15 protein-coding genes are annotated in these 18,524 nt (G+C 62.2%); 6 read left to right on the forward strand and 9 right to left on the reverse strand.

Features of this window, described 5'->3' with window-relative positions; all coding sequences use genetic code 11:
- Positions 1-786: 786 nt before the first annotated feature.
- Positions 787-1,431 (reverse strand): hypothetical protein, encoded by a 645-nt coding sequence (locus HMPREF1316_RS12925; RefSeq protein WP_198009526.1) that lies wholly within the window; start codon positions 1,429-1,431, stop codon positions 787-789.
- Positions 1,432-1,790: 359 nt separating this feature from the next.
- Here HMPREF1316_RS12925 and HMPREF1316_RS00470 point away from each other — a divergent pair, with 359 nt between their 5' ends.
- The gene (locus HMPREF1316_RS00470; protein ID WP_021725014.1) at positions 1,791-2,762 is read left to right on the forward strand and encodes an IS481 family transposase; all 972 of its coding nucleotides are present in this window, start codon (positions 1,791-1,793) and stop codon (positions 2,760-2,762) included.
- A 208-nt stretch (positions 2,763-2,970) separates the two neighbouring features.
- Here HMPREF1316_RS00470 and HMPREF1316_RS00475 read toward each other — a convergent pair whose 3' ends face one another.
- The 8 genes from HMPREF1316_RS00475 to HMPREF1316_RS00510 all read right to left on the reverse strand — a co-directional run bounded on the left by HMPREF1316_RS00475 (position 2,971) and on the right by HMPREF1316_RS00510 (position 12,118).
- The gene (locus tag HMPREF1316_RS00475) at positions 2,971-3,645 is read right to left on the reverse strand and encodes an ABC transporter ATP-binding protein (protein ID WP_021724962.1); all 675 of its coding nucleotides are present in this window, start codon (positions 3,643-3,645) and stop codon (positions 2,971-2,973) included.
- A gap of 5 nt (positions 3,646-3,650) precedes the next feature.
- Positions 3,651-4,715 carry a hypothetical protein gene (locus HMPREF1316_RS00480; RefSeq protein WP_021724988.1) on the reverse strand — a complete coding sequence of 355 codons (1,065 nt, stop codon included), beginning with the start codon at positions 4,713-4,715 and terminating at the stop codon, positions 3,651-3,653.
- Entirely contained in the window at positions 4,712-5,551 is an 840-nt protein-coding gene (locus tag HMPREF1316_RS00485; RefSeq protein ID WP_232204373.1) for a hypothetical protein, read from the reverse strand. Before HMPREF1316_RS00485 ends, HMPREF1316_RS00480 begins: the two co-directional genes overlap by 4 nt.
- A gap of 1,235 nt (positions 5,552-6,786) precedes the next feature.
- The gene (locus HMPREF1316_RS00490; RefSeq protein WP_232204375.1) at positions 6,787-8,601 is read right to left on the reverse strand and encodes a helix-turn-helix transcriptional regulator; all 1,815 of its coding nucleotides are present in this window, start codon (positions 8,599-8,601) and stop codon (positions 6,787-6,789) included.
- 514 nt (positions 8,602-9,115) lie between these two features.
- Positions 9,116-9,604, reverse strand: coding sequence for a hypothetical protein (locus HMPREF1316_RS00495; RefSeq protein WP_021724978.1), 489 nt, complete (start codon positions 9,602-9,604; stop codon positions 9,116-9,118).
- Entirely contained in the window at positions 9,605-9,850 is a 246-nt protein-coding gene (locus HMPREF1316_RS13920) for a hypothetical protein (protein WP_156900952.1), read from the reverse strand.
- 493 nt (positions 9,851-10,343) lie between these two features.
- The gene (locus tag HMPREF1316_RS00505; protein WP_232204376.1) at positions 10,344-11,855 is read right to left on the reverse strand and encodes a hypothetical protein; all 1,512 of its coding nucleotides are present in this window, start codon (positions 11,853-11,855) and stop codon (positions 10,344-10,346) included.
- An 8-nt stretch (positions 11,856-11,863) separates the two neighbouring features.
- The gene (locus tag HMPREF1316_RS00510; protein WP_021724951.1) at positions 11,864-12,118 is read right to left on the reverse strand and encodes a hypothetical protein; all 255 of its coding nucleotides are present in this window, start codon (positions 12,116-12,118) and stop codon (positions 11,864-11,866) included.
- Positions 12,119-12,776: 658 nt separating this feature from the next.
- Here HMPREF1316_RS00510 and HMPREF1316_RS12930 point away from each other — a divergent pair.
- The 5 genes from HMPREF1316_RS12930 (at position 12,777) to HMPREF1316_RS00535 (ending at position 18,129) form a co-directional block, all read left to right on the forward strand.
- Positions 12,777-14,747, forward strand: a complete 1,971-nt coding sequence (locus HMPREF1316_RS12930) for a BglG family transcription antiterminator (RefSeq protein WP_051332850.1) — start codon at positions 12,777-12,779, stop codon at positions 14,745-14,747.
- A gap of 55 nt (positions 14,748-14,802) precedes the next feature.
- Entirely contained in the window at positions 14,803-15,144 is a 342-nt protein-coding gene (locus HMPREF1316_RS00520; RefSeq protein ID WP_021724927.1) for a PTS lactose/cellobiose transporter subunit IIA, read from the forward strand.
- Positions 15,141-15,470 carry a PTS sugar transporter subunit IIB gene (locus tag HMPREF1316_RS00525; RefSeq protein ID WP_021725002.1) on the forward strand — a complete coding sequence of 110 codons (330 nt, stop codon included), beginning with the start codon at positions 15,141-15,143 and terminating at the stop codon, positions 15,468-15,470. Before HMPREF1316_RS00520 ends, HMPREF1316_RS00525 begins: the two co-directional genes overlap by 4 nt.
- 12 nt (positions 15,471-15,482) lie before the next feature.
- Complete coding sequence (locus HMPREF1316_RS00530) at positions 15,483-16,955, forward strand: PTS sugar transporter subunit IIC (protein ID WP_021724984.1); 1,473 nt, start codon at positions 15,483-15,485, stop codon at positions 16,953-16,955.
- Between the two features lie 76 nt (positions 16,956-17,031).
- Positions 17,032-18,129 carry a DUF871 domain-containing protein gene (locus HMPREF1316_RS00535; RefSeq protein ID WP_021724976.1) on the forward strand — a complete coding sequence of 366 codons (1,098 nt, stop codon included), beginning with the start codon at positions 17,032-17,034 and terminating at the stop codon, positions 18,127-18,129.
- The last annotated feature ends 395 nt before the right edge of the window (positions 18,130-18,524 follow it).

The raw sequence follows: 18,524 nt of genomic DNA on the forward strand, positions 1-18,524 counted from the left end.
TCGCGGGTCAGCACGCCGTCGATGCCGCGCCCGTCGTAGATCATCTCGCCGGGCTCGGCGTCGCGGAGGCGGATCGGGGTGGAGGAGGTGGTAGGCCTCCTCGTCGGAGCTGTCTGCGCCGCCTGCCCATGCGATGTGCCGCTCATCGGCTATCGGACACACCTCGCGGGACGACCCCATCGACACGTGGCGCGTCTTGGCCACCCGTCTCCTCGACATGCCCCGCTCGCGGGGCCGCATCGCCAGCTTCGCCCGTATCCTCCTCGCCATGTCGACCGCCCCTCCCGACTGGACGACATAGCGCGTCCAGCCCACGGGGCGACACGGATGCGGCGGAACGGCCAGGCGCGGAGGTGATGAGGAAAGCGCGAAAGAGGCGTTACGGGAAGCGCGCAATACTCAACCCGGGCGCCACCTGCGCCGTCAGCGGCGCCTCTGCCATGCCCCCATTGCGGCCAGCGCCTTTTCCCAGAAACTAACTCGTCGCGATCTCGGATTCTAAGGTGATGGCCGCTTCGCTTGCCAGCGGGACTTGCCTGCTTGGGCACTTGCGCCAACACTGATTAATAGCAATGCGATTGTCGTGGTCGCTTTGATGGCCGACTGTCAATCGCAAAGGACAGGCCTGCGGCAGTGCATCGACCCACACGCCAACCGTCGTCTTGGAGGCTGACCTGGAAATGGCCTGTCTCGCGCTGTCGGCGGCGCCCCGAAAGTCGGCCATGGCCTCATGGGAGCATGGACGTTACTGGACCCAGGCAGTCCGATTGCACCGCCCCGTCAGCGTTATGTCCGGCTTGCCTCCGGGACGCCGAACCTCCGGAGGGAGCTGCCGTGGGTAACGGCGCCGGGCTCGCCTCCCACCTGCAGGGGCTTGGCTTCAACGCTGCCGAGGCTCTCCAGCTCACACGAGACAAGCGTCGCAGGGGGACAGGCAGGAGCGATGCCGCCGACGCCGAGCTCGCGGCACGACGTGCCGCCGCCGGATGTGGAACGTCGACACCCGAGCCCAGGGATGGCTGGGCCGAGGCCGCTCATGCGTGCCGGGGAGACCTCAGCCGCCACTTCGATGAAGGCCACGAACGCGGTAAGGCCCCTGTTCAGCACGGATCCCGAGGCGATAAGGTCGAAACACTCCCGTATGCCGACCCCGTCGATGATGGTGACGCTCTCGCGTAAGGGGAAGAACTGCGGCGGCATCGTCTGCGATTCGCCCATGGCCTGCCTGCGGGCGCCGGCCAAGACGCGGAGAGAGCAGACGGCCCGGATCCGCGAGCCTGAGGAGCGCGTAGCCTCCCCGGTCAGGGAGAGCGCCCCCGCCCTGCTCGATATCGGCGGCTGCGGGGCCCTGGCCGCCACGGAGCCCGCCGTCGCGGCCGGTGACAATCCGACCCGCATGACATTGGCCACCGCACACATGACATGTTTCAAGGTATTGCCAGGTATCAAGCACATGCATGTCCCACTTGCCAGAAGGCGACAAACCTCCGCTTGAACCGTGGGGCGCATGGCATTGCGTGCAGCGTGATACTACGGGGAAGGGATTTCTTCTATGTGGGGAGAACACCGCCACAGTGCCGGGGCGCTCCTTTGTGAGGGCCCAGAGAGCGAGTCTCGCGAGACGTCCTACCTCGCGTTCGGGGGAGCCGTTAGCCCATCTTGGCGCAGCTTAGGCTCCTGAGGTGGCTAGCTGTTTAGTGCCAAGACGTTGTTTACGTCCGAGTGGTGACAAATAGGGAGGACTCCCGCATGCTGTGAGTCGTCTACGCTTACGGCAGAGGGGTCCCCCCATGTCACAGCATCCTAACGCAAGGCTCACCCCCAAGGGGCGGGAGACGCTCGTCTCCCGCATAGGATCCGGCGTCGGCGTGGCCGAGGCCGCCCGCCAGATGGGGGCCGGCCGGCAGACCGCGAGCAAGTGGCTGGCGCGCAGCCGCCGCGGCGAGGGGGTCTCCGACAGGAGCAGCAGGCCGCGCAGGCTCGCGCGGCTCACCCCGCCCGACGCCGAGGAGCGCGTCGCCGTGGCGAGGTCGTCGATGCTGCTCGCCCCGCTCGCCCTCGCCGCCGTCACGGGCGTTCCCGCCCGCACCTGCGCGAGGATCGTTGCCCGTCGGGGCATGCCCCGCCTGTCCGACGTCGACCGCGTCACCGGCGAGGTGCGCCGCCGCGGCCCCGTCACGCGCGTGCGCTACGAGCGGGAGCGCCCCGGCGAGCTCCTCCACGTCGACGTGAAGAAGGTCGCGCGCATCCCCGACGGCGGCGGGCACCGGGCGCTCGGGCGCGGCTGCGGGTCGTCGCGGGGCGCGGGGCGCTCCTGCCTGCATGTGGCGGTCGACGACTTCAGCCGCGTCGCCTACGCCGAGCTGCTGCCCGACGGGCGCAAGGGCACGTGCACGGCGCTCGTGTCGCGCTGCCTCGGATTCTTCGAGGGGATGGGCGTAGGCGTCGAGCGCGTCATGACCGACAACGGGCCGGGCTATCGCAGCGGCAAGCCCGACGACCTGCTCGGCCCCAGGGGCGTGCGGCACCTGTGCACGAGGCCGTCCGGCCCGTGGCAGAACGGCAAGGTCGAGAGGATGAACCGCACGATCGCGCAGGAGTGGCGGTACGGCCGCGCCTGGGACAGCGAGGCCGGGAGGGCAGACGCCCTCCCGGCCTTCATCGAGCACTACAATTGGGAGCGTCCGCACAGCGCGTGCGGGGGCCTCCCGCCGATGTCCCGCATCGTCGGCGTAAACAACCTGTTGGCACACAACAGCTAGCGCCTGGAGAAGCGGCCCTCTCGACTCAGGGCTCCGAGGCTTGTCGCCGCCGTTGCGTTCGTCGTTGCCTTGCTGGCCGAGGGCGCCCTCGTGTGGTGCGTGATCGTGCGGTACAACGGCTCGATTCTCGGCTGAGGCGCTGCACGTTACCTTCACCGATACGGGGAGCGAAGACAGGGGTCCTGCCATGGCATGGCCTTGTCAGCACTCATGCAATCACACCATCGACAAGCGTGACCACCCGGTCACACTTGGATGCCACACGCTCGTCATGGGTTGCGATGACGGCCCCCGCACCGTTGCGACAGGAGCTTCTCAGCAGTCCCATGACGACATCGATCAGCTGGCCATCGAGGGCGGCCGTGGGCTCATCGGCGAGAATCAACCTTGGGTTGTTGACGAAGGCGCGAGCGATGGCGACACGCTGCTGCTGCCCGCCGGACAGTCTCGATGCGCGGCGGAAGGAGGTGGCCTCGTCAAGACCCACCTTCCCCAATGACTGACGGGCTAGGTCGTGCCTTCGTTGCCGTGGTTGGCGTGGCAGGGCATACTCCAGGGGAATCTCCACGTTGGCGATTCCGCTGATGTCGTCAACCACAACGTACTTCTGGTGGATGGTTCCCAAGAGGGAGTTGCGCAAGCGTGCGCGGTCCCGCTCGTCATCGGGGACGGCCCTGCCCACGAGGCGGACGGTACCCGTCGTGGGGCGCAGCATGAGTCCCGCAATGGACAGGGCCGTGGACTTCCCTGACCCTGACGGGCCTACGAGCGCCACCATCTCTGACTCATGGACCTCTAAGGTGATTCCGCGCAGCGCCTCCACTGGCTCTGGGTTGCTTCGGAAGGTCTTGGTGACGTCCTCGAGCCTTAGAAGGCAGTTCATCCCGATCACTCCTTTCCCGGGGACACCCTGCGCAAGAAGGTGAGGAGGAGCACCGCATAGGTTGGCAGCAGGCTGACCAGTGCGGCGAGGGCTCCCGCGCTCGCCGGCCCACCAACAAGCATCAGGACAAGGCACATCGGCACAGGGAGCGCCAGCACGATCATCGCGAGAAACGACGCCAGGCGGACGGTGAGTGCCAGTCTCGTGGCTCCGCACATGCGTCTGATGGTGAACCCCCTTCTCTCCCGCTCTAGGATCTCCCGTGTGGTGGCCCCAAACGAGAGAAGCTCGAGGAGGAGAAATGCCGCCATCGAGATGACATACAGGCTCGCGCGCACCATCAACGAGGCAAACCTCTGAGGCTGTTCGATGGCAATGCGCTGTGGCACGAGGTAGAGTCCGCCCTTTGCCGCCTCCGCGATGTACTCTGCGATGAAGTCGTCTGACGCATCGAGAAACACTGCACGCAGCACGAGCTCCTCTTTGGCGTATACGTCAAGTTCCGAGAACTCCTCGGGCGTCACCTGCAGAACCTGATGGTCATCGAGCTCGATGCCGGCTGCGGACGGATCGAACCACACCGCGCCGCGGCGCAGCTTGCCCACGATGGGGATCTGCTTGCTCCCCAACCTCACCGATGAGGTCGGCGTGACGTCGGCCCCAACAAAGGCACCAGGGGCAGTGGGAGTCAGGCCGAGGTCCGGAAAGAGGCCGCCTACTCTCCCCCCGGCAACCAGGATGGTCGGTGCGACGAAGTCCTCGGGACTGTCCAGCCCCAGGTTATAGAGTACCGAGGAGTACGCCTCGCCCTTCTCTATCTTCTCGGACAGCATGCCGAGGAGGCGTGGGCTCGTCATGCTCACCGATTCTATGGGGTAGAAGGGGGCGAAGGCGACGGCCCTCTCCCTCCTGATGGCCTCCCCGCCCCGGAGCACTTCCACCTGGGTGATGACATCCCCCAAGACAAGGGACATCGCGAGGCAGACGAGTGAGAATATCAGGGTTGTTCCTACCAGCTCGCGCCAGCGGCGCAATGCCAGGGATGCCCCGCCTATGACTTCGCCAATCATGTGCGGTCCCCGAGCGCGTTTGCTATCGACGAGCGCAAGGCCAGCCAGTTGAGGAACAACAGGGCCGCGGCCGAGAGGCCTGTCGTGAGGCAAAGCCATCCAACGGACCCCTCGGGAGGTGGTGACTGGCTCACCAGTTGCGTGAGCATGCCTGACGCCACCGCCCCCAGCAAGATGCCGACAAGGACGTGTGCGACGCAGCCCGCAAACTCCCTTCTGACCATGGCATGCGCGGAACCGCCCACCATATGGACAAGCCTGAAGTCATCGCTCCGATTGCCCAGAGAAGTCCTCCAGTAGACACCGACGGTCAACAGGCCAAAGGCAAGAAGCAGAGAGGCAATCACAAACATCGGGCTGCTTATCAGCTCGAGCCATACTGGACTTGCACGTAAGGAGGCAATCTCCAGGCCAGAGGAGCGCAGGAAGGGGCGCAGCTCCTCGATGAGCCCCTCGGGCATGGACGAGAACGCATACGTGCCGGGGTCGAGGTGGTCTGCTGCCGCCGGCACGCAAACGGCCTGGAGGATTCCATTGCCACACGAGGAGTCAACGGTCCCGACGACGCGGGAGCCGTTTGGGAGGAGCGTGAGCGACGAGCCATCCTCCCACCTGTCCTCCGAGTAGCTGCCCTCGAACAGGATGGCCTTCGGCCTGTCTTCCGGCACCAGCATTCCTCGATATTGTGACAGCCAGGGGACGATGCCGCTGGGGTCCAGCACCTCCAAGACGGGGTGACCGTCACCGTTGCCATCGATGATGACGGCCACCCCATAGCGCGAGAGTATGTCCGCAAACTGCCCCGCAACGTTGTCGGACGCCGAATCCTCGTCCACTCCAGAGCTCCTCACACCCATCATGACAGGGTTGTCGCCAATTCCATGAGCCCTTGCGCTCCTGTCCTGGAGTGTCCATATGACGGACCAGGCCACGAACGAGGCAAGGACGCTCACAAGGAGGCTGGGAATCAGCGTGTTGCGGTGCATGGCTTCCTCTTACCAATAATAGAAGCCATAGTGATACTTCGTAGTGTATTGATCTCCCCAAAGGGGCGAATCCCAGACGCTGTCCGTACGGCTACGAACTTGCGAGTCATAACGTGAGGATGCCTGAGACGTGTGCATCCTTCCCGTATCGAGAGAAGGTCCAGCTTTCCTGGTGAAACGATGGTAGCCTTGCTTTGCATGTCGTCCACCGTCATTATATGAGGCCTGTATCTGAACATACCCGTTCCAGCGGGCTCCAGCAAGGTCTTCCCAGCATTTAGCATAGTTTTGGCCTCCTGCAAGGGCGGGCGCTGATACCATGACGATAGAGAGAGCCAATCCCGCAAGAATGGCGATAATTTTCCTCATCGCTCCTCCTTAACATAGAACATTCGCTGATCGTGTCATCTGCCCTTGTCTTGCTCCTTACATGAAGCCCTGAAGACGTTTGATCATGCTAAGCCGGAGCCATACGCCCATTGTACCCTCCCTTCTTGAATTACCAGCTATACATGGCAATATTCGAACAGAGGACTGTGGCACCATCTTGTGATTTTGAAAAGTAGTACGAATAGTATCCCGGACCAACATTTGTCCAGACGGTCTCGCTATAGCCATTTCTGCGCACCGAAGAAGAGCCCACAAACGAATTATTCCGGTAGAGACTAATTGTAAATGTTCCATTTATAGGACAACTTGCGGTTAGCTTGATGCCGATGTTGTGACCATCAAAGTACCTTGCGCTGAGCCTATAGCTAATTGCAAAAGAAATTGATGTCCCGTCCCAAGATTGTGTAACGAAGGAAGGAGGACTATCCGCAGAACTCAAATGGATGGCGGTTTCGATCGCGCTTTCGTTTTTCATAGCAGAGTCAGCTGTCGATTCCATTGCGCCTACCCTTTGTGAAGTGAGAAGCTCAAGTGCGAGGACGGGCATAAGTAGTAGGACGAACAGCAGTGGTTTGTTGTGGCTTAGCCTACGAGTTGCCATATGCTTGCCCTCTTCGATGTGAGGAGTGCTTTCGTAGAGGACAATAACAAGGTGAGGTCTTGAAGTCTGTCATCCCAAGGGATGCAATCTGCGTCTAGCCTGTCAAGCCGGCATCATGTTGAAGCAGCTTCCTCAGTTCCCGGACGTTGTGCACGCCAAGCATCTGATAAGTGCGCAACCTATAGGATTTGACCGTTGCCGTCGTCGTCTGACAGGTGGAGCAGATTTCTCGCGTGCTCTGACCTAGGGCGATGCCCAAAGCAACGTTTGCCTGGAGTTCTCCGAGCCCGCGCCCCTCCAGGTATTTCAGGGCTCTTTCGATTTGTCCGTGCGGTGGATGTCTGGGGACACGGGCGGCAAAGACTAGTTCAATGGTGCAGACCAGGCTGATGACGATGGAAGCCAGGCAACCGCATAGGGGGATGTCCGATGGAGGCATGTTGCCTATCTGTACGGAGAAAATGAAACCGAGCCCAACTAGCAGTACCCCATCGACGCCTCTGACAAGAAACGCGTCCATGCCCGCGCACAAGACTTTGGCAGCATGTGTGGTGAGGGGCGAATCCCTCGCCGGCCGCACGATCTCCATCCCAAGGGCAGTGAGACACAGACATAGGCAAGGTACCGTCCAGAACAGATACTCTGGCGACTGGATCCATGACAGATAGACGGTGATTGGAAGCGAAAGTGCACAGAGGGGGAGGACCGCAGAGGCAAACGGCAGACTAGCATCATGTGGCGGGTTCGCATTTCTTGGGGGTCTGGTGCCGAGGGTGCATCCTGAGGCAAGTCTCACGACGGATATCACGACCAAGACGAGTCCTGCCATCCATGCTAGATAACGAGGCATGTCGATGACCGTCGTTCCCCAGATTTCAAGATCGACGGGGGGCCTTAGAAGAATGACCGACAGGAGAGCGAGAACCCATATGATCCTTCGAAGAGTGCTGGTAGGGAAGTCCTCCCTCGACGCCTCATCGGTTTTCTCGGCTGGAGACGGGTGTCTTTCCCCCTGTGCGCCCGCGAGCGATTGGAATTCCCGTTTCCCATCCACGCCAAGCTTTTCATAGCCACGCTTACGGAATGTCGCGACGGTTGATGTAGCGATACCCAGGCGTCCGGCAATCATCCGCGCGGGTTCGTCTGTCAGCGTGTGTGCGAGAACCTCGAACTCCCGATTCGTCAGGGCACCATCGTTATCGATGGTGCGAAGGGTTGCCCTGGCCTTGTCGAAATCATCCGTAGTTGCGCTGCCCATCTCCAGCTCCCCTTTCCGTCTGGCGCGGAATGCAAGATAGGGCAGAGCAGCCAGAACGAGCAAGGAGAGCGGGAGAAGCCATTCAGCAGAGGGTATATAGCTGCAAAAACAGTAGTAGACATCACCTAGGACAAATGACTTGAGCGCAAGAAACGTCAGTTGGCCACAGAGGAGAAGCATGGCCTGAGGGGGGGAGGGCCGCCAGTCTGACGCTGCCCACTGCGAGGTAAGAGCCGCAACCATGCCAAATGTGCCGCACAGGATAAGCGACTCTAGAGCTGAGAAGACACCCATCACTTTCGAAAGCAGGACAGATGCCGCTGGCCACCCAATGCCTATGCAGAACAGCAGTGGTCTGGACGAGCTTGGCGCTCCGCTGTCCTTCGCAGGGGAGGAAAGTGCCCACCCAACAGTAGCGAGGATGAAGCACGAGAACTCAACGAGTGAGAGCGAAGAATTCGCCTTGATGGCAAAGGTCGATTCCAACGGCCCTCTTCCGCGAACGATTGCAATCGTCTCCGCTGCTGCGAGGACGAACATGACGTAGAAGCCCAAAAGAACAACGATACGTCTTGCCCTCTTTAGTCGTGCGGTTCCTTTGGCTGTTGAATGGGCCTCGCATCTGTCCCATAGCACAACACATGCAGCCACGATGCAAAGGGCGAAGACATTGCACTGGCCAGGAATAGCGGGAGCTGAAATGTTTTGTGCGATATAGGGCATGCCGGCCAGTCCCGCAAGCCAGAGGTGCCACTTCCGCTGCGATAGCGCGTGTCTGTCTCTCTGTAACATTGTGGCTCCAACCCCCCCGTGCTCCATTCTCGATTTTCACCGTCGACGCCGATTTTGGTTGACGGGATGCTCATGAACCGACGGGAAAGAGAGGGGCCCTGCAAACCGCCAGACTTGTCCATTAGCGCGACCTTTCTCTTCTGCGCACCTTGAGTGCTCGCAGCGCCCTCCGGGCCCACCCCTCGTCGTGGACCTCGCGGATCGGGATGCCGCGCCTGTCGAGGCCCCTGCGCAGGCGGGCCCTCTCCTCTTCCGTCATCCGCGCGAGCGGGACGGGCACCGCGGGGGTGATGCGGGCGCGTAGCCACGTTCGGTCAGTTGTTGCGAACAACCCTGATCGCCCACCCAGGAGTAGTAGCGCGCGTGTTTCTCCTCAGATGGAACCCGTGACCTCGACAAGCTCGTGACGACCGTCGACTGGCGTGAATTTCCGGTATGAGACAAGGGCCCAGGAGATGATTGATTTTCGGGGCCTCTTGCCGATTGGTGGCCCATACTTGACGAGAGAGACGTCGACGTTGTCATCGCTGACCGACACATCAAGTATGGGATTACTCCCGTGCCACTCCCCGTCGAGGAGGTGGAGCCAAAGCCTCTGAAGGCGTACGGCACCAAGCCAGGTGCAAAAGCTTGCCAGCAGCTCAAACAACAGAATAATCTCTGCGGGTATGAGCAGAATCACCCAAAAGGAGACGAGCGGGTCCTCTGCGACCAGCACGGGCTCTGCGAGCTTGAGGGTCACCCATGGCACGGAGAGCAGCGCGGACACCCCCATGGGGAGCTTGGAGATGGTGAACCTGGCGTAGAACCGCCGGAAGCCCTCGTCGAGGGCGAAGCCGGCCGTGATGGGCTCGCCGCGCATCTAGGTCCCCCTCCCCAGCTTCGAGCTGAGTGCCCGCAGCGCCCTGCGCGCCCATCCCTCGTCGTGGACCTCGCGGATCGGGATGCCACGCTTCTCGAGCGTGCGCCGCAGGCGCTTCCTGTCCGCCTCCTCCATCTGCGCAAGTCCAATGGGTACCGCGGGGGTCACGCGGATCCTTCGGGCATAGCCACCACGACCCCAGGTAATGGGGCACATTGACCAGCCACCCATAAGAATGAGAGCCATGTCCTTTCCCCAGACGGCTTCCGTCATCTCTTCCAATGGGTACGTGTTTGCCAAGGGGGGATAATCTTGAAAATAGTATTTCATTGCCTTGATACGCTTTTTATCTATCACACGAGACGTTTGCAAATTTGTAGCATCTCGAAAATGGTCTACCACAACCGTTGCATGATTGCTCTCTATGGTCACTTTCACAAATGGGTCACCCAAATAGAGCTCGTCTCCTGACAAACGCATCCATATTTGCTGGCGCGATCTTAGGCTCAGCCAGGGGAGAAGCACCATTAGCAACTCGAAAGCAAAATATAACGTGAATAAAATTGAAAGGGGGAAAAGGCATGAGAACGATATCGCTTCCTCAGACAGATGAAAGAGTTCATAGACGATCAAAAGAACCCCGCATGAAAGGCATGTCCCCAGAACGATCATGACCTTCTTTGAGATACTAAATCTCGTATAGAATTGTTGGAAGCTGCTATCGAAAGCAAATTGGGATCTAATGAGGGTATGCATGTGCATGCCGCCCTTTTGGCTGATCATATTTACCCGTCACCCAATCCCTCACAGGACTGCTTGTTACTTTATGTACAGCGTTGCTCCCTCCGAGCGACATTGCAGTACCATAAATGAGGCCAGCACTGGCACCGATAAGGGTTCCTATCCCCGGTGCGAGACAAGTTCCAGCAATTCCAAGTCCAATTGCAAGACCGACACTCGTCCCATCGACCCCAACCCTCTCGAGGCCCTCTGTTGTGGCCTCTATCCTACGCGAGCGCTCATCCAGCCAGAAGTCATCCTCATACTCGTCTGTAGCGGCGAGAAAGGTGTCACCCGCGACAAAGACAGCCGCTATCGCATGTCCTGCAGTACCAAATGCTGCTCCAAGTTTCTCAGAGCATAGCTCAGGTGCCTTATCCGCAAGGTATTCCAATACCCCCTGCTCCCCTCCTACATATGTGCCTGCTGCGGTGAACGCGTTAGACGCATCGCTTCCCTCGTCGTTCTCATCGTATCCCGCAGCCGACAACAGAGCGTTCCAGCTCACCCCCGTGCCATCCAGAATCTCTCCCAACTCATCGCTGCACTGGGGCGTAAGGTAACCGTCCTCGTCCCTCGAGCTGGTCACGAGTCCAGACTGCGCGAGCGCGGCAAGGGCGGCCTTCCGCGCGTCCGGTTCCATCGCCATGATCTCCTCGAGCGCGGCCTCGAGCATCTTCTTTGCGTCCCGGTACTGCTGGGAGTCCTCAGGGAAGGAGCGCATGATGCACATGTCGCGCTGCACCGACTGGGTGTTGACGGTGCCATCCGCGTTCATGGGTTCGCTCGGCTGGGTGTTCTCGGCGACATGATTAAGCTCGTCCGTCCACCCATCATCCCAGTCGTGCCAGGAGCTTGTGGTGGGGTCAAAGGTGCTTCCCGTCAGCGCGGAGACCCCGTGGGCGATGGCGTCCCTGTAGCCAGAGAGCTCGTCCCCCTCGTAGACGTGGTTGGTCTCCTCGCAGTACGAGTAGATCTTCGAGAGCATGGCACCGGCCTTGTCCAGCTTCTCCAGGTTTGTGCCCATGCGCTCGCTGGCATCCTGGAGCTTGGCGGCATTATCGGCGGATGCGTTATTCGGGTCGTATGCGTCGTTGAAGTCTTCCTCTGCGGCGTCATAGAGCGCTTGGGCCTCACTCTGCATCTGCAGCCACTCCTCCTCGTTGGCTGCCTCGAGGCTGCCGAACCGAGAGTTGAGCGCATTGAATACCGTGCTGTCCCCCATGCTGATGAGCCCGTAGGCATAGATGATTGCAGAAAACAGCTTGTCGTAGGCGCCTACGCGCTCCTTGGCCGCTCCCCAGCCCGAGCCCTGGAGCGATGCGTCCTTGACAAAGTTGCGCGCGGCTTCCTGCAGGCGCTCGCACTCTTCGCTGAGGGACTTCATGCTGCTTGTCTTGTCGTTGATCTGCTTCTGAACGGCTGCTGGTCGTATCTGAATCATACAGGCCTCCCCTGCATCCCCAACCATGCGATTGGCTAGTACGAGCCCGCCTGGCTCTCGTCCCACGAGTCGAAGGTGGCGGCAGCCGAGCGAATCGCCTCGGCATCCGCGTTCGCCGCCTCGACGAGCGACCTCATGGCATCTATGAGGTCCCAGGCGGTGGCGTACACACCGCTCTCGGCCAGGGTGTTGTCATCATCGACCCCGGCGAGGTCACTGATCTCAAGCTGCGACTCGAGCGCACTTGCATATGACTCGGCAGTGTCGGAGTTGGACGTGGTCGTGCACATGGGGCACCTCATGCATTCTCTGACGGGCACACACGGAGAGAGCGGTACAGAAGCATTCCCAGCGATGCGGCTCCCATCGCGTGATGCGGTGGGTGGGCCTGCTCCCTATCTTACAACTGAAGTACACAGATGCTTATGTCTTTTTGCGAACGGACGCACCTGGTCCGTGTGGGTGCCAATCGCTGCGTGTGGGTGTCGATCGATCTATGTGGGTGCGATTCTCCCGGATGCAGCCCACAAAACAGCAGGTCGCAGGAAGCTCGCCCGGGAGAAAGACACCCACACGCGGCAAAAGACACCCACACGCAGCGAATCGCACCCACATGCATCCACACGATAGAGGAGGGCGCGGGACGAGTCGCACGAGGCCCATCCCCAGCTACCGCAGGCGGATCCTCTCCACGTGCTGCCAGCAGGCCCTGTGCGCAACCGCCTCCCCTGAGCCGATGGCACCTTTGCTGCCTGGCCTTGCCGGGTCTTGTACGGTCAGGCTCATACCGGGGGTTGGGTGCTCGTTTGAGGAGCGGTTTGCCGGACGGACGGGTCCTCGGAAGCCGTCTTCCGCTTCCTTTGGCAGTTTGCTGGATGGCTCCCCAAGGTCCTCCCTCCTAGAATGCAGGAGGGAGGACATTCCATGGGAGATGGCGCGTGGAAAACGATGGCGTACCTTCTCGGCCACGATGGGGCGACGGCGCATGCCCTCGCGCAGGCCTTGGGTGTGAGCACGCGCACCGTTCGATCGTATGTGCGGCGTGCCAACGAGCTCTTCTCTCCCGTGGCGCGCATATCCTCCCCACACCATCAGGGGTACCGCGTGCAGGTGTATGACCAGGCTGCCTTTTTCGACCTCATCTCCCAGTATCAGTCCCGGCAGGAGGGGGCATGCCCCAGCTCGCCGCGCGATCGCCAGCGTCTGATCGCCCTGCGTCTCGTGGCTGGTGACGACTGGGTCGCCATCGCGGAACTTGCGCAGGCGACGTGCGTCTCCGTGAGGACCCTATCGGCCGACCTGCATGTCGTGGAGTCCATCCTGCGCTCTTGCCGTCTCGCCCTGGACCGCTCGCATGGGACCGTCCGCGCCGTGGGTGGTGAGTTCGACCGGCGCCTCTGCCTGGCCGCCCTGGCGGAAAAGGGGACCCCTGAGGGCATGCTGGACGATGATCCGCTGCGCAGGGTCTGCCGGGCCATGGAGACCCCTGTGCCACCCGCCCCCTCTGACGGCACTCCACCATCCTTTACCACGGATGCCTTGGCCAAGCTCGTCTCCACGGAGCTTGCCCGCGAGGGTATCGTGGCGAGTGCCCTCTCCCTGCGCGCCCTGGCCGTCCATGTGGGCATCGCGGTCCTGCGGGTGCGCGCGGGCCATGCCATCCCGCCCATGCTGAGCTTCCCTGAGCGAAGCTCTGCCATGAAGGAGTACGCCTGTGCAGGTCATATAGCTGCGGCGGTAGGGGAGCGCTATGGCGTGAGGCTCGGTGAGGACGAGGTAGCCTACCTGACCATACACCTCGCATCCAAGGAGACCGTTTGCGAGCATGCCACCCAGGATGAGCCAGCCGGCGCGCTCGTCGTCTCCGACGAGGTCTGGCGGATGGTGGCCCGCATGCTCGAGGTGGTGTGGCACAACTATGCGATCGACCTGCGCCAGGACATCGAGCTGAGGATGAACCTTGCCCGCCATGTGGCGCCGCTCATCGTGCGCCTGCGACACCACATGTCTGCCACGAATCCCCTGATCATCGACATCAAGGACCGCTTCCCGCTTGCCTACCTGATGGCCTTGGATGCCTCCTCGGTGCTGGGGGAGCAGGTGTCCCATGCCCTCACGGATGAGGAGGTGGGCTATCTCGCCCTCGCGTTCGCCCTGGCCCTCGAGCGACGAAAGGCTGGTCGGCCCCGAAAGAACGTCCTGCTTGTCTCGGCCTCCGGTGCGACGGGCGCGAGCCTCCTGGAGCAGCAATGCCGCTCGGCCTTCTCCCCCTACCTGGGCGAGGTCACGAGCTGTGACCTGATGCAGCTCGGCGATATCGATCTGTCGGACGTCGACTACGTCTTCACGACGGTGCCCCTTGGCCGTAGGCTTCCCGTCCCCGTATGCCACGTAGGGGTGTCGCTCACGCAGGACGTCGTCGCGCGGGTGCGCGCCGACCTGGAGTCCGCAGGTGGAGGCAGGGATGCGCCAGACATCTGTGCACCATCGATACTGGACGGAGGGCTCTTCCTCCCTCACCTGGGGGTGCACGACAAACGTGGGGCACTCGATGCGCTCTGTGCCCACCTGCGGCATCACGAGGGACTGGATGAGCGTTTCGATTCCCTCGTCGAGAGGCGTGAGGAGGTCGCGCGCACCACCTTTGGCAGCGGCGTCGCCTTCCCCCATCCCATCACGCCCATAGGTAGCCGCACGGTTGTCTGCGTCGGGCTGCCCGATGAGCCGATCGACTGGAGTGGGGAGGAGGTGCGCGCCATCTTTCTGGTCTCTCCGGCTTCGACGCCGCCGGGCCCGGGGGACGATGGCGCCCGCAGGGCCCTCGTCCGTCTCATCTCGGACCGCCAGGCGATGAACGAGCTGCTGCGTCATCGGGACTACGGGACCTTGGTGCGGCTGTTCGCAGAGCATATCGAGTAAGGACGACGGCGAGGGCCGAACGAGGGGTCTCGCGCACGAGGAGAGGAGAGTGGCCATGCAGGATGACGAGTCGGTGGCAATGGGGCTGATCGTGCATGGGGGCAATGCGCGCAGCGATGCGCTCCAGGCGATCTCCAAGGCACGGGCGGGGGACTTCGAGGCGGCCGACGCCTTGCTTGCCCATGGCGCACGGGAGCTTGCCGTGGCCCACGACATCCAGACCGACCAGCTCTCCGCCGAGGCGCGCGAGCCCGGAGCGACAGAGATGACACTCCTGATGGCCCATGCGCAGGACCACCTCATGAATGCCATGACGGTCCATGACCTGGCGACCCAGATGGTGGAGCTGTGCCGCCAGCTGGTCGGCGGACAGACGCAAGGAAAGGGGAGACGATGAGGAAGGTCTATCTGTTCTGTAGCGCGGGCATGTCCACGAGCATGCTGGCCCAGAGGATGCAGGCGGTTGCCGACGAGCACGAGATCCCCGTCAGGGTCGACGCGTTCTCGGTCAAGCAGGTGGATGACATCTGTGCAAGCGATCACCCCGACGTCATGCTGATAGGGCCTCAGGCGCGGTTCATGTACGACTCCATCCACGAGCGTCACCCCGACATCCCCTGTGCCGTGATCGATCAGGACGACTACGGGAGCCTCAATGGGGATCGTGTCCTTAGGCAAGCGATCTACCTGCTCAAGCATGAAAAGCAAGAAGGAAGGGCATAGGAGGGAGTTCACATGAGTTCGCACACGCGCACGACTTCCGCTGACGGGACGGGAGGCCTCTTGGGGCGAATGGAAAGCTGGCTCATGCCCCTTGCGGAGTCTGTCGGCAAGAACAGGTACCTGCTGACCCTCAGGGACTCGTTCTCGATGATCATGCCGCTTCTGATCATCGGCTCCATGTTCACCCTGGTGGCGAGCTTCCCCATCACGGCTTGGACGGACTTCCTGGCCGCAACGACTGTCGGAGACTACACGCTCAAGACGCTCATCGCCATCCCTGCGAATGCGACCGTCTCGTTGATGTCCATCTTCATCACCTATAACATCGGCCTCAACTTCGCGGGCTATCTCGGCCTCAAGGACCGCCCGTCCGCTGGCATCGTCTCCCTGGCGAGCTGGCTCATCCTGATGCCGCAGATCACCAGCTTCACTCCCGAGGGCGGGGACGAGACCTTCGAGGTGGCGAGCCTCAATCTCGAATGGCTGGGCGCCAAGGGCGTCTTCATCGGCATCATAGCGGGCTTCCTCTCGGTCGCGCTGTACGCCTGGTGCGTCCGGAAGGACTGGACCATCAAGATGCCTGCGGGCGTGCCACCCGTCGTGGCACGCTCGTTCTCCGCGCTGATACCCATGGCCGTCACCTTTGCCGTCGTGTGGGTCGTGCGCGTGGTGTTCGTCCTCACACCCTGGGGGGACGCGTTCACCTTCGTCTATGCGATCCTGCAGCTGCCCCTGCAGCACGTGGGAGGCACCGTCTGGTCGCAGGCGCTCGTGTACCTGTTCGCCCACTTCCTGTGGTTCTTCGGCATCCATGGGACCAACATCACCGATGCCGTCTACAACCCCGTGCTGATCCCGCTCTCGCTCGAGAACGCGTCGGCCCTCCAGGCCGGGATGGCGCTTCCCAACGTGATCAACCAGCAGTTCGAGCAGCTCTTCGCCACCTATGGCGGTGCTGGCTCGACGCTGTCTCTGCTGATCGCCGCCCTCATCATATGCCGCTCCAAGCGCATCCACTCCCTCGCGAAGATGTCGCTCCTGCCGGGCATCTTCGAGATCAACGAACCAGTCATCTTCGGCCTGCCCATCGTCATGAATCCCGTCATGGCCATTCCGTTCCTGCTGGTGCCGATGGTCAACATCTTCGCGACCTACGCCGTGATGGCCGCGGGCCTCGTCCCCATCTGCAACGGGACGCTGCTGCCCTGGACGGTGCCGCCCATCGTCTCGGGCTTCCTCTGCAGCGGGTGGCAGGGGGCCCTCTGGCAGGCGCTGATGGTGGCCGTGGGGGTGCTCATCTACCTGCCCTTCATCGGTGCGCTGGACAGGATGTACCTGAAGGAGGAGGCCGAGGCCGCCAAGGTGGCGTCCCCGCCTGCGCAGGGTGTGGGTGGCTCGCCGGTGGAGGCACACGCCTCGCGCGAGGCCTCTGACATCGATATCGACTCGATCGACCTCGATGCCGCCGACCTCAAGGACCTGTAGGCAACCCGTTGGCGGGCACGAGCGAGGATGAGAGGCCCCGCCCGCACCCGCCTCATGCAGAGGAGGGAGAGGGCTCATGCACCACTTGGGCATCTCCGTGTATCCCGACAAGTCGATCCCGGAGCGGGACGAGTCCTACCTTGCCGTGGCGGAGCGGCAGGGCTTCGACCGGCTCTTCACGAACCTCCTGGGGGTCGCCGAGTCCCCCCAGGAGACGGTTGAGACCTTCACGGCGTTCATGCGCCAGGCCCATGGGCATGGCTTTCGGGTGGCCGTCGACACCAATCCCAGCGTGCTCGCTCAGCTCGGTGCGACGCCCGATGACCTGTCCGTCTTCCATGAGATGGGCATTGACACGCTGCGGCTCGACTGGTCGCTGGGCCCCGAGGGGGACATAGCGGCCACGCGCAACCCCTACGGCATCTCCATCCAGTTCAACGCGAGCTCCATGCTCGCCCTGGACAACCTGATCGCACGTGGCGCGGATCCGCTCAACATGGACGTGTGCCACAACTTCTTCCCAGAGCGCTACACGGGCCTCTCGGAGGAGCGCTTCGGAGAGCTCTCGCGACGTTGGAGGAACATGGGCCTGCGTATCTCGGCATTCGTCTCGAGTGGGGAGCCTGACGCCTTCGGCCCCTGGGAGGTGTCCTGTGGGCTGCCGACCCTGGAGGATGACCGCGAGCGTCCCATAGACCTGCAGCTTCGGCATCTGCTGGCGACTGGCTTGGTGGACGATGTGCTCGTAGGCAACTGCTACGCATCGGAAGGCGAGCTCGCTGCGATGGCAGGGGTCGACCGCACCCAGGTGACCCTGCGGGTGGACGTCGCGCCCGACGCGACTGCCGACGAGAGGGAGGTCATCTGGGGGTATAGGCACGAGACCCGCACGGACGCATCGGCCTACTTGCTTCGCTCCTCACGCCAGCGGGAGCGCTACCGCGACCATCCCCTGCCTGCGCGTGCGGTGTCGGACGGCCTGTTCCACCGGGGGGATGTGCTCGTGGTGAACGACAACCTTGCGCACTACCGCGGGGAGCTTGAGGTGGCTCTGCGCGACATGCCCGACGACGGCACGCGCAACCTCGTGGGATGGGTGCCCCCGAGCGAGCGCTTCCTGCTCGACTACATACGTCCCGGCCATCCCTTCGCCTTTCTGCGGCTCCGGAGCTAGACGGGCGACGGCGGCTAGACGGGCGACGGAGGCCCTGGACTCGGTGTGGCTCGGGGCCACTGTGCCGCTCCCATTACGTGATGCGGTGGGTGGGCCTTCTCTTTTATCCTACCGCTAAGATACACAGATGCTTATGTCTTTTTGCGAACGGATGCGACCTGGTCCGTGTGGGTGCGATTCGCTGCGTGTGGGTGTCAATCGATCCGTGTGGGTGCGATTCTCCCGTAGACGGCCCACAAAACGGCAGGTCGCCGGAGGCTCATCCGGGAGAAAAGCACCCACACGCGGCAAAAGACACCCACACGGGTGGGAAGGGCGTCCACAGGGGAGAAGAGGGGCAGTGCGTGGCAATCACCCGAGCCAAAAGAGAGGGGCGCCGCACCAGCGACGCCCCT

The organism is Olsenella profusa F0195 (genome assembly GCF_000468755.1).
GTDB classification, from domain to species: domain Bacteria; phylum Actinomycetota; class Coriobacteriia; order Coriobacteriales; family Atopobiaceae; genus Olsenella_F; species Olsenella_F profusa.